Origin of the sequence: Flavobacterium sp. UBA7663 (assembly GCF_002483315.1) — a bacterium.
In the GTDB taxonomy this organism is placed as follows: Bacteria; Bacteroidota; Bacteroidia; order Flavobacteriales; family Flavobacteriaceae; genus Flavobacterium.
The window spans coordinates 324,703-340,260 of record NZ_DLHR01000015.1 but is presented as its reverse complement, the minus strand read 5'-3'; the positions used below and the strand labels follow the sequence as shown (position 1 = coordinate 340,260).

Annotated in this window: 9 protein-coding genes; 7 read left to right on the top strand and 2 right to left on the bottom strand. The window is 30.8% G+C overall.

What is annotated here, in order from left to right; genetic code table 11:
- Positions 1-65: 65 nt before the first annotated feature.
- A complete protein-coding gene (locus tag B2741_RS06175) occupies positions 66-602 on the bottom strand; it encodes a hypothetical protein (RefSeq protein ID WP_291136380.1) in 537 nt (178 codons plus the stop codon).
- 108 nt (positions 603-710) lie between these two features.
- Here B2741_RS06175 and hpt point away from each other — a divergent pair, with 108 nt between their 5' ends.
- The 5 genes from hpt (at position 711) to B2741_RS06150 (ending at position 6,720) form a co-directional block, all read left to right on the top strand.
- On the top strand, positions 711-1,241 hold the full coding sequence (gene hpt / locus B2741_RS06170) for a hypoxanthine phosphoribosyltransferase (protein WP_291136378.1): 531 nt from the start codon (positions 711-713) through the stop codon (positions 1,239-1,241).
- Between the two features lie 30 nt (positions 1,242-1,271).
- Positions 1,272-1,844 carry an adenylate kinase gene (locus B2741_RS06165; RefSeq protein WP_291136376.1) on the top strand — a complete coding sequence of 191 codons (573 nt, stop codon included), beginning with the start codon at positions 1,272-1,274 and terminating at the stop codon, positions 1,842-1,844.
- Positions 1,845-2,014: 170 nt separating this feature from the next.
- Positions 2,015-3,238: a hemolysin family protein gene (locus tag B2741_RS06160; protein WP_414655303.1), complete on the top strand. Its 1,224-nt coding sequence runs from the start codon at positions 2,015-2,017 to the stop codon at positions 3,236-3,238.
- Between the two features lie 143 nt (positions 3,239-3,381).
- Positions 3,382-4,392 (top strand): GTPase ObgE, encoded by a 1,011-nt coding sequence (gene obgE, locus B2741_RS06155; RefSeq protein ID WP_291136372.1) that lies wholly within the window; start codon positions 3,382-3,384, stop codon positions 4,390-4,392.
- Between the two features lie 180 nt (positions 4,393-4,572).
- Positions 4,573-6,720, top strand: a complete 2,148-nt coding sequence (locus tag B2741_RS06150; protein WP_291136370.1) for a S46 family peptidase — start codon at positions 4,573-4,575, stop codon at positions 6,718-6,720.
- A 55-nt stretch (positions 6,721-6,775) separates the two neighbouring features.
- On the opposite strand, the gene B2741_RS06145 is transcribed toward B2741_RS06150, so the two are convergent.
- Positions 6,776-13,303, bottom strand: a complete 6,528-nt coding sequence (locus B2741_RS06145; RefSeq protein ID WP_291136368.1) for an alpha-2-macroglobulin family protein — start codon at positions 13,301-13,303, stop codon at positions 6,776-6,778.
- Positions 13,304-13,414: 111 nt separating this feature from the next.
- On the opposite strand from B2741_RS06145, the gene B2741_RS06140 reads away from it, so the two are divergent.
- Together B2741_RS06140 and B2741_RS06135 are read left to right on the top strand one after the other, a co-directional pair.
- Complete coding sequence (locus B2741_RS06140) at positions 13,415-14,101, top strand: tetratricopeptide repeat protein (protein WP_291136366.1); 687 nt, start codon at positions 13,415-13,417, stop codon at positions 14,099-14,101.
- A 63-nt stretch (positions 14,102-14,164) separates the two neighbouring features.
- The gene (locus B2741_RS06135) at positions 14,165-15,520 is read left to right on the top strand and encodes a UDP-N-acetylmuramate--L-alanine ligase (protein ID WP_291136364.1); all 1,356 of its coding nucleotides are present in this window, start codon (positions 14,165-14,167) and stop codon (positions 15,518-15,520) included.
- Positions 15,521-15,558: the final 38 nt, after the last annotated feature.

Genomic DNA, 15,558 nt, shown 5'->3' with positions numbered 1-15,558 from the left:
AGTGTTGTTGTTTGCGCAAAGATACTCAGACAATTGATAATTAACAATTGATAATTAACAATTTGTTACTTGTTGAGTTTTTTCAAAAGATTTCGAGTTGCTGCTTGATAAGCCGCGGTATGATTCGTATAATCTTGAGAAATAATCGTTTTTAACTCTTCGTGAACCCAATCGTATTTCTTTCCCAAGACAAAAAGGGCTTTCATAGCATACACTTTTGCTGCTACTTTTTCGTCTTGAATCAATCGGTCAATTAAGGCTTCGATTAAATTGTGTTCTTGTTCTTGTGTGAGAGAAATTCCGTTTTTTCTGTGATTGCTTTTGGTGAGAAAAAAGGCAATTTTAGTCGCTGGTCGTAATGCAGAATCATCTTTTATTTTTGGAAGAACGCTGCAGAAATCTTCAATATGAGGAATAAATTGTTTCAGTTTTTTTTTGCAAACCAAATCCAAACTCCAAAAGGCTTTTACATGTAATTCATGTTTTGTGTCAAAAGCAAGTTGTATCATTTCTTTTAGATGATTTTTATCTTTCATAGCAAAATTGCTCACCATTTTTCGGCTGGCAACATGGCAAGTGCTTTCTTCGATTTTCTGATACATTTGACTTTTCATTTGGTAAATATATCAAATTTGCAAAAAAGTTGAAATACTTTGTAGCTATTCATTTGACTTTCTTAAATTTGTTGTTTATTTCTAAATCTAACCAAAGTGATACAACTACACGATAAGAAATTTGAAGTTTTTATTTCGGGAGAGGAAATTAACTTCGCCATAGAAAACATGGCCAAACAAATTGAAGACGATTTTTGCGATGATGTTCCTGTTTTTATTGGAGTTTTGAATGGCGCATTCATGGTCGTGGCTGATTTATTAAAAAAATACAGTCACAATTGCGAAGTTTCATTCGTAAAAATGGCATCGTACGAAGGAACACAAACCACAAACGAAGTAAAAGAACTAATTGGTTTGAACCAAAGTTTAGAAGGTCGTTCTGTAATTATCGTGGAAGATATTGTAGATACTGGTAATACTATTGAGGAATTAAAAGCTATTATGAAACAACACAATGTAAAACATTTCAAAATTGCTACTTTATTCTTAAAACCAGAAGCTTACAAAAAAGACATTAAACTAGATTATGTAGGCATTCGAATTCCAAATAAATTTATAGTAGGATATGGTTTAGACTACGATGGTTTAGGAAGAAATTTAAAAGACATTTATCAATTATCAGAATAACTAACTATTACAACTTAACATAACAAAACAATGATCAATATCGTATTATTTGGTAAACCAGGAGCAGGAAAAGGAACACAAGCCGATTTTTTAAAGCACAAATACAATTTAGTTCATTTATCTACAGGAGATATTTTTAGATTTAATATCAAAAATGACACGGAATTAGGAAGATTAGCTAAAACTTTTATGGATAAAGGTGATTTGGTTCCAGATGAAGTAACTATTAAAATGTTGCAAAGTGAAGTAGACAAAAATCCACAAGCAGCAGGTTTTTTATTTGATGGTTTTCCAAGAACAATTGCTCAAGCAGAAGCTTTAGATAAGTTTTTAGAAAGTAAAAATCAAGAAATTACAGCTATAGTAGCTTTGGAAGCGAATGATGAAATCTTAGTGCAACGTTTGTTAGAAAGAGGAAAAACTTCAGGTAGACCAGACGATCAAGACGAAGAAAAAATCAGAAATCGTTACCAAGAATACAACGAAAAAACTGCGCCATTAATGGATTATTACAAAGCGCAAAACAAGTTTTATGCCGTTGATGGTATTGGATCAATTCAAGAAGTTACTGAAAGATTGAGTTTGGTTTTAGATACATTTTAATAGAAAAATAAGCCTTTGAGATAAATTTCGGGCTTTCGATTTTTTTTTCGATATTTGCACACAGAAAAGGAGCTATTTCCGTAATTTGGGATTTTAGCTCTTTTTTTATAATTTTAACTATGGAAATTTTAATCATTCTCTTTTTGATTCTCCTAAACGGCGTTTTCTCAATGTCGGAAATCGCATTGATTTCGGCACGTAAAAACCGACTAGAAACTGCGTCTAAAAAAGGAAATAAAAATGCGAAAGTCGCATTAGATTTAGCTAATTCACCAAATGAATTCTTATCAACCGTTCAAATCGGAATTACCTTAATCGGAATTTTAACGGGTATTTATTCTGGTGATAAAATTACTACTGATGTTCAAAATTTTGTGGCCACTTTTGAAGCACTAAAACCTTATGCAAATTCTGTTGCAGTAGGAATTGTGGTTGTGGTATTAACCTTTTTCTCTTTAGTTTTAGGAGAGTTGTTGCCAAAAAGAATCGGTTTAAATTATCCTGAAGGAATTGCAAAAGCAGTTGCGGTTCCAATGAAGTTAGTTTCTACGATAACGATGCCTTTTATATGGTTATTGACTACGTCGACCGAGTTTTTATTGAAAATGCTTCAAATAAAACCAACCGCTGATGGCAAAGTTACCGAAGAAGAAATCAAAGCCATTATTAAAGAAGGAACAGAAGTAGGAGAAGTTCAAGAGATTGAACAAGATATTGTGGAACGTGTTTTTCATATTGGCGATAGAAAAGTAAATTCGTTAATGACACACCGAAATTCAATTGTGTATTTGTCTTATGAAGATACAGTTGAAGAAATTAAGGCGAAAGTTTTAGATGAATTGCATTCGGTTTATCCGGTATGTGCGGATAATTTAGACGATGTGGAAGGAATTGTTTTATTGAAAGATTTGTTCGCAAGTTTTGAAATGGGCAATTTCGATTTAAAATCGATAATAAAAGAGCCAGTATATTTCATTGAGCAAACATCGGCATATAAAGCATTGGAAAATTTCAAGATTTCAAAGGTTCATTATGCTTTAGTTACTGATGAGCATGGGGTTTTTCAGGGAATAATTACATTAAATGATATTTTAGAAGCGTTAGTAGGAGATGCGGCTGATTTCTATGAAGACGAATTTAAAATTGTAGCAAGAGAAGATGGTTCGTGGTTAGTTGACGGACATTATTCATTGCACGATTTCTTAACTTATTTCGATATGGATGAGTTAATAGGAGATTACGAAGTAACAACAGTAAGTGGATTAATCATAACAGAATTAGGAATAATCCCTAAACAAGGACAAAAGTTAATTTGGAACAAATTAGAGTTCGAAGTTATCGATATGGACGGTGTTAAAATTGATAAAATTTTAATTACCAATTTAAAAGAATAAAAATAAAGTATTCAGTGTTCAGTATTTAGTAATCAGTTCTAAATAGTGTTCATTGATAATAACAAATTGTTATCAGAAAAGAGGTTTTTGAAAGTTGAAAAATCACTGAACACTCAACACTGATGACTGAACACTAAGAAAAGATGACAGAGGGAAATTTTGTAGACTACGTAAAAATATATGTTTCTTCCGGAAAGGGAGGAAAAGGTTCGTCGCATTTACACAGAGAAAAATTTATTGAAAAGGGTGGTCCCGATGGTGGTGATGGTGGTCGTGGTGGACACGTATACATTAAAGGAAATAAAAATCTTTGGACTTTATTTCACTTGAAGTTTTTGAAACACATGCGTGCTGGTCACGGAGGTGATGGAGGAAGTTCAAGAAGTACAGGACATGATGGTGAAGATAAATACATTGAAGTTCCATTAGGAACGGTTGTAAAAGATCAAGAAACAGGAGATGTTTTGTTTGAAATTACAGAACACGATGAGGTTCGAATTTTAGCAGAAGGAGGAAAAGGTGGTTTAGGAAACTGGAATTTCAGAAGTTCAACCAATCAAACACCTCGTTACGCACAACCTGGAATGCCTGTAAAGGAAGTAGATGTTACTTTAGAATTAAAAGTGTTAGCAGACGTAGGTTTAGTAGGTTTCCCAAATGCAGGAAAATCAACGTTACTTTCTGTTTTAACTTCGGCTAAGCCAAAAATTGCAGATTATCCTTTTACGACTTTAAAACCTAATTTAGGAATTGTAGCTTACAGAGATTTTCAATCGTTTGTAATGGCTGATATTCCTGGAATTATTGAAGGTGCTGCAGAAGGTAAAGGATTGGGTCATTATTTCTTGCGTCATATTGAGCGTAATTCAACTTTGTTATTTTTAGTTCCAGCTGATGCTGATGATATTAAGAAAGAATACGAAATTCTTTTAGACGAATTACGTCGTTACAATCCAGAAATGTTGGATAAAGATCGTTTGATTGTGATTTCAAAATGCGATATGTTAGACGATGAATTAAAAGCTGAATTGAAAAAACAATTGGACAAAGAATTCAAAGGAACCCCTTATATGTTTATTTCTTCGGTTGCCCAACAAGGATTACAAGAGTTGAAAGATAAATTGTGGCAAATGTTGAATGTGGAAGAAAAATAAAATAGTATAAAAAGTAAGAAAAAGCATCTTCAGTTTGGAGGTGCTTTTTTGTTTTTAATCTAGTTTTTATAATAAAAAGTTAAAATTGCTTCAATCTAATCTGATTTTGAAGTGATAATTTTAGCGAAATCGTATTTTTAAGTATATTCGCAACACAAATAAAAAGAACATAGATTTATTATGAAAAAATTATTATTATTCGTCGTTTCTGCAATAATGCTTGTGCCAGCTTCGGTAAAAGCAGATGAAGGAATGTGGTTTTTAATGTTCATTGAGCGTTTAAACCACCGCGACATGCAAAAAATGGGCTTGCAATTAACAGCCGAAGAAATTTACAGTATCAATAACCACAGTTTAAAAGATGCAATTGTGCAATTTAATGGTGGATGTACTGCTGAAATGATTTCAAAAGACGGATTAGTTTTAACCAATCACCACTGTGGATATGATGCTATTGCAGAATTATCATCAGCAGAAAAAAATTATTTAAAAAACGGTTATTGGGCAAAAAACAGAGCAGATGAATTAAAACCTTCAAGTTTATACGTGCGTTTCTTTGTTCGTATGGACGATTGTTCAAAAAGAATTTTATCTGTTGTAAATCCTACAATGAGCGAAGCAGATAGAGAAAAAGCTATCAATGCTGAAATCGCTAAAATTGAAAAAGAAAATAACGAAGGTGGAAAATATACCGTTTCAGTTCGTCCGTTTTTCCAAGGAAACGAATATTACTATTTTGTTTACCAAGATTATAAAGATGTTCGTTTAGTTGGAACTCCTCCAGAAAGTTTAGGAAAATTTGGTGGTGATACTGATAACTGGGAATGGCCACGTCATACTGCAGATTTCTCTATGTTTAGAGTATATGCTGATGCAAACGGAAATCCAGCGGATTATTCTACAAACAATGTTCCTTTAAAACCAAAACATTATTTACCAGTAAATATTGGAGGTGTTAAAGAAAATGACTTCGCTATGATTTTAGGTTATCCAGGTAGAACTAACCGTTGGATGCCAGCAGGTGGAATTGAGCAAAACGTAAAATTTGCTTATCCAGCTTGGGTTGAAGGTTCTAAAACCGGAATGGACAATATGAAAAAATATATGGTTCAATCAGATGCTTTAAATCTTATTTATGCTTCAAAATTTGCAGGAGTTGCTAACTACTGGAAAAACCGTCAAGGAATGATTGATGCGTTATCAAAATTTGGTACAGCTAAAACAAAAGCGGCTCAAGAAGCTAAATTCCACAAATGGGCTAACCAACCAGCTAACAAAGCAAAATATGGTAATGTAGTTCCAACAATCAATAAGTTTTATGCATTAACGAACGAAAAATCGCGTCATGATAATTATATGATGCAATTATTCAGAACTTCTGCTTTTGGAACAGTAAGTAGAGGTTTAGGAAGACAGTTAGAAAACTATGCTAAGGCAGATGCTACAAAAAGAGCACAAATGGCGCCAGCTATTTTAGAGATGGCTCAAGGTATGCATAGTGAATTACATATTCCAGCAGAAAAAGATATTTTAGCGGCTCAATTAAATTTATATGCTAAAAAAGCAGGTTATACTTTAGCTCCAATGGTTGAAAAACTAGCTAAAGAAAACAATGGCGATTTTACAAAATATGTAAACGCAGCATTTGATTTAAGTATTTTTACTTCAGTTGATAGAGTAAAAGCATTCTTAGATTTACCATCAGAAGAATTACTTAAAAATGATCCACTTTTCGTTTTAACGAATGATTTGTTAAATCACTACAGCTTTAGAAGTGAAGAATTAATCAAATCTCAAAATGATTTTGGTGCTTCTTTCCGTTTATTAGTTGAAGGATTAAGAGAATCTAAAATTGGAGAAATCAAATATCCAGATGCAAATTCAACTTTACGTTTAACTTATGGAAAAGTTCGTTCTTTACCAGCTGACAAACGTAATGATGCTTCAATCAACAACTATACTACATTAGCAGGTCAAGTTAAAAAATACAAAAAAGGTGATTTAGAATTTGATTTACCTACTAGAGTATTAGAAATGAATGCGAATAAAGAATTTGGTCGTTATGCAGATAAAGACGGTTCTTTACATGTTAATTTCTTAACTGATAATGATATTACAGGAGGAAATTCAGGTTCTCCAGTATTAAACGGAAAAGGAGAATTAATCGGTTTAGCATTCGACGGAAACATCGAAGCTATGGCTGGTGATGTAATCTTTGATAAAAAATTACAAAGAACAATCAACGTTGATATTCGTTACGTGTTATGGGTAATTGAGAATTTCTCAGGAGCAAAACACATTGTTGATGAAATGACAATTGTGAAGTAATTTCCAAATAAAATAACAAAAAACGCCTTGAGTAATCAAGGCGTTTTTTGTTTTATTAATCCTGAATTTTCAATTTTGTACTTGTTGAATGTCCTGTAAACTCTGGTGCATACATACTTTGTAATGTTGCTATTCCATCATTGAAACTTCCCGAATTATTAATTCGAACATCATATTCTAATACATAAGTTCCTTTTTTAATTGTATCAAAAAAGAAATGAGTTGCAACATCTTTCGTACTTTGGTAGTAGCTCAATCCACTTTTCCATTTATATTCGGAAATTACATCTATAGGTTCAAAACACGATGCACGTAAATCTTTTAAATGAACAAATTCTAAATCATTATCCGTTTTAATTATTAGTCGAATGGTAATTAAATCACCAATTTTTACATTCTCAGAATTTATTTCGACAAGTTTGTCTCCTTCTGTAGTTTTGGTTTTTTTATAAAGGGTTTTTGTAATAGAAAGAGTTGAGGTACTATCTGATTTTATCGCTTGTAAATCTTCAAAATATTGCCAATATAATCCACCAAAACCAGCTATATCCGATTTGTTTTCAATAGAAATTTTCCCCATGTCTTTTGAAATTTCTTCCGGTTTCCAATTCATTTTAATGTAACCTGTAGTGGCTTCTTTATCTTTTTCTGATAGTTTCTTCGAAAACACTTTTTCGTTTCCAATTTTAAATTTAGTATTATCTTTAATACTTGTCCAATTGGTTCCTTGTAATAACAAGGCGTAAATGGCTTCAGTTGTTGATTTTGTGGTTGGCCAATTACTTATTTGTTTTTGTTTTAATAGCCAAACTTTCATTTCATCTACATAGGTTTTGTCTTTTTCAATTTCGGCAAAAGCTTCAATTAAAATTGCTTGTGTTTCAATTGCTGATTGATACCAATAATAACCATTTTTGTTTTCAATCCAATACATTCCATAATCATCGTTTCGGGCTACTGTTTCTTTTAAATTAGTGATTATTTTTTCAGCAAAATTTTTATCACCAAAGCGATGCATGGTTAGTGCTAGTAGCGCTTTTTTGTATAATGAATAAGTTAGCCAATTTGCCTTAAATTCTACTTTTTGAACATTTATGATAGAGTCCATTTTTTTAGAAATAGGCATTTTATCCAAATAAAAACTTCGCGCATATAAGAAGTGTAAATTAGAATACGCGTAATAATTAATGCGATTATTTTTTAAAGTACTTTGGCTATTATATTTATTATCTAAATATGGAATTGCTTTAGAAGTTATTTTTTCAAATTGAGATTTTTTTTCTGGAAATAGTTTACCTAAATGACCTAAACCTGCTACAATATGTTGTGTAATAAAAGTATTTTCTTCTCCACCATCAAACCAAGCAAATGCACCAGAAACTAATTGTTTTTCCTCTATTTTCTTTAACGTTCTTTCTTGAGAATCTTTCATGGTATTCAAATCCATTAGTAAAGCCAGTCGTTTGTTTTTTAGTTCTTCACTTTCAGCATCAAGTAACCAAGGGGTTTCGTTTAAAACAATTGATTTTAATTCTTCATTTTGAGTAAGTTTAGAAACTGCTTTTGGGTTATTTTTCCATGACTCAAACAAAGTAGCTATTTTGGGATTACTAGAAATAATTTCTGTAGCAATAAAATTGCCATAATATCTTGAGAAAGTTTGCTCTGCACATTCATGTTCGTATTCCATTAAATACGGTAACGATTGAAGGGCAAGCCATGTTGGGTTTGAGGTATATTCTAACGTAAATAAATGATTTTTTAAGCTTTTCGAATTGTCATTTTTCAGGTTATCAAATACATATTCTTTTTTTGAATTTCCTTTTACCCAAATCGGAATACTTTCTGTAAGTAAGACTTTATTACTCATTACCGGTAAGATATTTTCTTCTCCGTCTGAGAAATTACCTGATTTAGCTACTATTTTGTATTGTAATCCTTGAACACCTTCAGGAATTGTAACTGTCCAAGAAACAGGAACACTTTCTTTTGATTTACAATTAAAAGCTTTTACATTAGAACTATTATTCGCAATTACATCAATAGGTTGCATAGTGGTTGCATCAAATAGTAATAACATTGCATTACCTGATTTTATTTCATTAGTTAAATTGACCACTTTTGCTGTTATTGTTATTTCATCCTTTTCGCGAACAAATCGAGGCATATTCGTTTGAATCATAACATCTTTTTGCGAAATAATACTCGATTCAAAATAGCCAGATTCAAAATTTTTATTGTGAGCAAATAGGCGTAATTTCCATTTGGTTAAGGATTCGGGAGTGGTAAATTGGAAAGAAAATTCCCCATTACTATCCGTCTTAAGATGAGGATAAAAGAATGCGGTTTCATTAAAATTACTTCTTGTTTTAACTTGAGCTAATTCTTTTAGTGCATTTTTAGTTGTAATTATAATAACACCATTTGCTCCACTAGAACCATAAATAGAAGTAGCTGCAGCATCTTTTAAAACAATTAAAGATTCAATGTTATTTGGGTCTAAATCTAAATTGTCTTCAGAAACAGGAATACCATCAATTACATATAATGGATTTTTATTTCCGATTACTGAACCAAAGCCTCTAATCATAACTCTTCCATTTGAAAGAGTGTCATTTTTTACGGAAACTCCTGCGATTTGACCTTTTAGTGCCTGAGATAAATAGCCGTCATCTTCATATGAGTTTTCACTATTATAAGATGTGGCTGTTCCTACATAAGCTTCTTTTGTCGTTTTTCCATATCCTGTAACAACAACATCTAATCCAGAGACTACATCTTCATTTAAGGTAATTTCTAGATTTTTTGCTTGTTCTATAGTTATTTCCTCTGATTTTTTACCTGTATAACTAACTACAATAATTTCTCCTTTAGCCGCCTCAATAGTAAACTCGCCATCAAAATCGGTTGTAGTGCCTCTGTTGCTTCCTTTGATGTATACATTTGCACCTGCAATAGGTCCAAGTTCATCGGAAATGATTCCAGAAATTAGTTTAGAATTTTTAGGAATTTCATTAATTATACTTATTCTTTTTGTATAATTTTTGAGATTATAGGGGTTTTTAGGGTCATTAAAATCAAATCCAAACCAATATAATTGAGGGTTTCTTTTAAAAATTGCAAAGTAACTTCTTTGTGTTTTGAAGTTGTTTAAGTTAAAAGAAATATTTTGTTGATAATTTGTTATTTGTGGTGTTCTTGGATACGAATAATAAACATGAAAATTAAAATTTTTCCAATTGTTTGTAGCAAATAGATCTAATGAACTATCATACATACTCGCTAAAATTTCAGCCTGAAGTTCTGGGTTGTTAATTTTAAATGACCAATTTTCTATACTTCCTGGTTCTATTTTATTTCGTAAACGCTCAATTTCAATTTGCAATTTACTTTCTGTGGTTTGAGTTTCGATTTGATAAGATTTAACGTATCCTTCATTTTCCCAAATAGTAGAAAAATGGAATGTTAAACTATTTGTAAATTTTAATTCTTTATTGAATTTAAAAATAGCTTTACCATTTATTAATTGAATGGTTTTTACATCGTTTGTCATGTTTTTGTCAACATAAAAACGAGAAGTTATATATAAATCAGGTATAACGGATTGAATTTCAATAGTGTAAAATTTAGATTTTGAATCTGTAATGTCTTTGTAAGTGAATAGCTCTTTTTCGGAAAATGGGAACTGCTTTGATTTAACACTAAATGCTTTTTCATTAGTTATTAAATTGTTCTTTAAGTCGTAGGATTCTGCAATAATTTTAAATTGTGAATTTCTATAGTTTTTCAAAAAGTTTAGCGCTATTTCTTTATTGATTTTTGTGTCAAATGAAATCGTTTTTATAAGAATTTCTTCAGTTTTTTCATCTGTTTCGTCAAAAGGTTCGTGAGGAAATAAATTATGAAACTCCTCTTTTGTAAGTGTTTGAATTTCTGGAATGGCATATTGTCGTTTTTTTAAGAAATTTCTACTTTTAAGTTCGTAGATCTTTAATGTTCCTTTTGCTTCAATTGGGTAATTATTCAATGTGGTTGTGCTTATAATTAGCTTGTTGTTGTCTTCAGATATCAATTCTCCATTAATATTTATACCAATTTTCAACATTTCTTTTCCAACAATTATATTTTTGGAAGCACTTCTTGTTTCACCTTGAATATCTGTTACATCTATGGTAATTGAGAAGTTGAACGATTCAATTTCTTCGTTAGCAACAGAAGGTTCAATTGCAGAAAAAGAAATTGTAAAGTTTCCATTTTCATCAGTAGTGGTTTCAGAATTTATATAGTTTATTTCATAAGATATGTTTTTAGTTTTACTATAACCACTTTTTGAAATAGTATAAGCAACTTTTGCATTGGTTAGATTATTTCCTGCTAATGCTTTTGCATTTCCTTTAATGTTTATAGTGTCTTCAATTGTGTAATTCTCTTTAATTTCGTCAAAAACTATCTCAAATGTTGGACGTTTGTATTCTTCTACTTTAAAATTGAATTCGTTGTAACTTTCAAAATCAACATTGTCCCAAAATATGTGTTCATCTTCTTTTTTGTCGTAGTATTTTGAATCTTTTTCGTAATTATCTGCTTCTTCAATTTTTATGCTGAATTCTCCAGTAAGAACGTTTTTTGGAATTTCAAATTCACCTGAAAAACTTCCAAATTCATTTGTTTGAACATCATATTCTTTTAATTTGGTATTGTTAACGTCAGAAATTGTAACATGAACAGTAACAAATGGCACCACATTTTTAACAGCGTCTTTTTTCTGGATGATAACACCTTTATAAAACATTTTTTGTCCGGGTCTGTATATAGCACGATCAAAGTATATCATTGCTTTTGCTTCCCAATTTTCATAATCATCTACCGATTTATTATTAAATTCATTTGTAGATAAAAAGTTTCTATTGTAATTTATAGATAAGGAATCATTTTTCGAAGTGATTAAAATATCATTACTGTATTTTTTGTCTTTTATTCTCCATTTATGTTTAAAATAGGCATTTCCATTTGCATTCGTTTTTATGTTTTCCTCCTCACTAGCAATTTTTACATCTTCTAATGGTTTTCCTAGCTTCCTATCATAGATGTAAAAGGCATCTTTGTTTTCTTCGTTATCTTCAATTACATACAGATTAGTAACTTGAAGAATATCAAAAGCAAATACTTTTTCGTTAGAAATGGTATCGTTTGGGGTTTCGATATAAATTAAATAATTGCCAACATCTAATTTTTCTAATAAAACTTCGGTAGAATATTCAAAATAATCACGTTTGTTTGGCAGTACTACTTTTTGTGTTTTAAACACTTTGTTTTTCAATAAAAATGCATTGATTATTGAATCTTTATTAAGTTTTTCAGTATTGTTATAATAGTAATTATTCTTAAAAAGATAATTTAGTTTTTGTGGTAATTCATAATAAGAAATTGTAAGCGAATCAATATTTTTGAAATTTACAAAAGCTCTATTATTTTGTTTAGGATAGCTTATTTTAGGTAATTTGATTTCTAAATGTTTATTGTTGATTTCAATTTTTATTTTTTCAGCTTCTGCTAATGCATTTACGTTAACTTTTGTATTTAAAATAGTATCTACGAGTTTTAATGTACTTGTATACGAATTGAATTCGCCTTTTTTATGCGTTTTATTATAATAATGCCAAGCTCTATCTACTCTTAAAAGTTGTTTTAAAAATAGATTGGTAGTTGTTTTTTCTAAAGAAGTAGCTTTTTTTAGATAAAATTCTTCATCCCAGAAGGTTTCTTTTATAAATTTTAGTCTTTCATAATATGCGAAATCTAATTTTTCATAATTCTTCTGATTCAGATAATATTTTTCATTGTTTTGTAAAAGCGTTATTAATTTTTTTAAGTTATCATCCTCTAATTTTTTTGTATTGTATTTTACAAAAGATTCAGGATTTTCATAAAAAATTTCAATCTCCGATTTAAAATCAATTGATTTTTTTTGTTTCCAGGAAGTAATTGCAGACTTAAGATGGTCGCCTTTTTTTTGAGCTAGAAAATCATAAACGCTAAAGTTTTTTATATCTACACTTGATGAAATATCAAAAATTTCTTTAATTTTTTCAATACTTGTGTTTCTTAATTCATTCTCATTTGACAAGAGATTATCATAGTTTTTTTCTATTTGAGCATTAAAATCAGCTTCTGTCCATGTCAAAAAATCTTTGCTTTTTTGATTTTCTAAATAGGTTCTTTTGTTAATGTTATAATTGTTTCTTTGATAATATTCTTCTAAAATGGTTATGTAAACATATTGTAATACAGCTTTTGAAACAGGTTTTGCTTCATTAATTTCTTTCTGAAGATTATTTATAATTGTAGTCTGAGCTTTTTCATCAAAAACTTGTTCAAATTTTGATAAATAGAAAAAACATTTGATGATTTGCGTTTCATCATTTTTTCGCTTTGCTTTTTTGTAAATTTCTTGAACTTTTTCTTGAGCAGATTTAACTTTTCCGTCCAATTCATATCTATAAACTTCTTTCCACTTATCATCGTACTGAGCAAATAAATTGAAAGAATTAACTAATAAGATTAATAATAATATTTTTCGCATAATAGTTGGTTTTTATATAAAGAGTGTAAAAAATATAAAAAGGTTGGGACAAATGAAAATTAAATTATTTGTAAGTAAAATTAACTAAAATCATTTCACTATTTTTGAAAAATGAAAAACATTCAAATCCTTTTTCTATTGCTTTCGTTTTCAGTCTTTTCTCAATCAACGTTTGAAAAGGCCGAGAAATTGTATGCGCAAAAAAAATACAACGAAGCAGAAAAACTATTTTCTGAACATTTGAAATCGCAACCTAATCATACTAAAACAATTGAATATCTTGGAGATATTGCCGGACATCAAAAAGATTGGGATTCTGGAATAATCAACTACAAAAAACTAAAAGCTAGTTATCCGAAAAATGCTAATTATTGGTATAAATATGGTGGTGCACTCGGAATGAAAGCCAAAGAATCCAATAAATTCAAAGCTTTAGGAATGATCGATGAAGTAGAAGAATCATTTTTAACTGCTGCAAAATTAGATGTAAAACACGTTGAATCGCGCTGGGCATTAGTGATGTTATACATCGAATTGCCAGGAATAATTGGCGGAAGCGAAAAAAAAGCTCAAAAATATGCCAATGAATTAATGGCACTTTCAAAAGTAGATGGTTATTTAGCAAAAGGGTATATCGATGTCTATTTCAGTCGTTATGCGAAAGCAGAAATCCATTACAAAAAAGCACACGAAATTGGCAATTCAAAAACCACTTTCGAAAAATTATATGACTTATATTTGAATAAGTTAAAAGATAAAGCAAAAGCCAATAAGTTAAAAGAACAATTTGAAAAATAGTTGTCAGTAATCTGTTATCAGGAACAATCGTTAACAGACAACTGTCAACTGACATCTGAAAAAATGAGAACACATTTCATAGCAATCGGCGGAGCAGCCATGCACAATTTAGCACTAGCATTACACAACAAAGGATATCATGTAACGGGTAGCGATGACGCTATTTTTGAACCTTCAAAATCACGTTTGGAGAAAAAAGGTTTGTTACCAGCTGAAGAAGGTTGGTTTCCAGAAAAAATCACAACCGATATTGAAGCGATTATTTTGGGAATGCACGCAAAAGCGGATAATCCTGAGTTATTAAAAGCGCAAGAATTAGGCTTGAAAATATATTCGTATCCCGAATTTTTATACGAACAATCGAAAAATAAAACCCGAGTTGTTATTGGTGGTTCACATGGAAAAACTACGATTACTTCGATGATTTTACACGTGATGCATTATCACAATATCGAAGTGGATTATATGGTAGGAGCTCAACTAGAAGGTTTTGATACGATGGTACATTTAACCGAAGACAATGATTTTATTGTTTTGGAAGGTGATGAATATTTAACTTCACCAATAGATTTGCGACCAAAATTCCATTTGTACCAAGCGAATATTGCGTTGTTATCAGGAATTGCGTGGGATCATATCAATGTGTTTCCAACGTTTGATAATTATGTAGAACAATTCAGAATTTTCGCTAACCAAATCACGCGTGGTGGAATTTTAATCTATAACGAAGAAGACGAAGCCGTAAAATTAGTAGCAGAAGGAACGGAAAATCAAATCCGAAAAATTGCTTATCAAACACCAAGTTACACAGTTGAGAACGGAACAACTTTATTAGACACACCAGAAGGTCCAATGCCAATTGAAGTTTTCGGAGCACATAATCTAAGCAACCTAGCCGGTGCCAAGTGGATTTGTCAATGCATGGGCGTAGACGAAGCCGAATTTTACGAAGCCATCGCCAGTTTCAAAGGCGCTTCAAAAAGATTAGAAAAAATTGCCGAAAGTACTAATAAAGTCGCGTATAAAGATTTTGCGCATTCACCAAGTAAAGTTTCAGCTACTACAAAAGCAGTAAAAGCACAATATCCTGATAGAAAATTAGTTGCTTGTTTAGAATTGCACACCTATAGCAGTTTAAATGCCGAGTTTTTAAAAGAATACCAAGGCGCTTTAGATGCAGCTGATGTTGCAGTGGTTTTCTATTCACCAGATGCAGTAAAAATCAAACGTTTGGAAGAAGTAACGTATGACCAAATTGCGCAATCGTTCCAAAGAGAAGATTTAATTATTTACACCAACCCAACCGAATTCAAAGATTTTTTATTCAGCCAAAATTTGGATAATTCCGCTTTACTATTAATGAGTTCAGGAAATTATGGTGGTTTGAATTTTGATGAGGTGAAAGAATTAATAAAATAATAATGAAAAACATCCTTCTTTTTTTTCTTTTTATTCAA

Excerpts from the sequence above, each read along its gene's own strand:
- B2741_RS06140 (WP_291136366.1), top strand. The coding sequence starts at position 13,415 with ATGAAAAACATTCAAATCCTTTTTCTATTGCTTTCGTTTTCAGTCTTT.
- B2741_RS06150 (WP_291136370.1), top strand. The coding sequence starts at position 4,573 with ATGAAAAAATTATTATTATTCGTCGTTTCTGCAATAATGCTTGTGCCA.
- B2741_RS06175 (WP_291136380.1), bottom strand. The coding sequence starts at position 602 with ATGTATCAGAAAATCGAAGAAAGCACTTGCCATGTTGCCAGCCGAAAA.
- obgE (WP_291136372.1), top strand. The coding sequence starts at position 3,382 with ATGACAGAGGGAAATTTTGTAGACTACGTAAAAATATATGTTTCTTCC.
- B2741_RS06135 (WP_291136364.1), top strand. The coding sequence starts at position 14,165 with ATGAGAACACATTTCATAGCAATCGGCGGAGCAGCCATGCACAATTTA.
- B2741_RS06165 (WP_291136376.1), top strand. The coding sequence starts at position 1,272 with ATGATCAATATCGTATTATTTGGTAAACCAGGAGCAGGAAAAGGAACA.
- B2741_RS06160 (WP_414655303.1), top strand. The coding sequence starts at position 2,015 with ATGTCGGAAATCGCATTGATTTCGGCACGTAAAAACCGACTAGAAACT.
- B2741_RS06145 (WP_291136368.1), bottom strand. The coding sequence starts at position 13,303 with ATGCGAAAAATATTATTATTAATCTTATTAGTTAATTCTTTCAATTTA.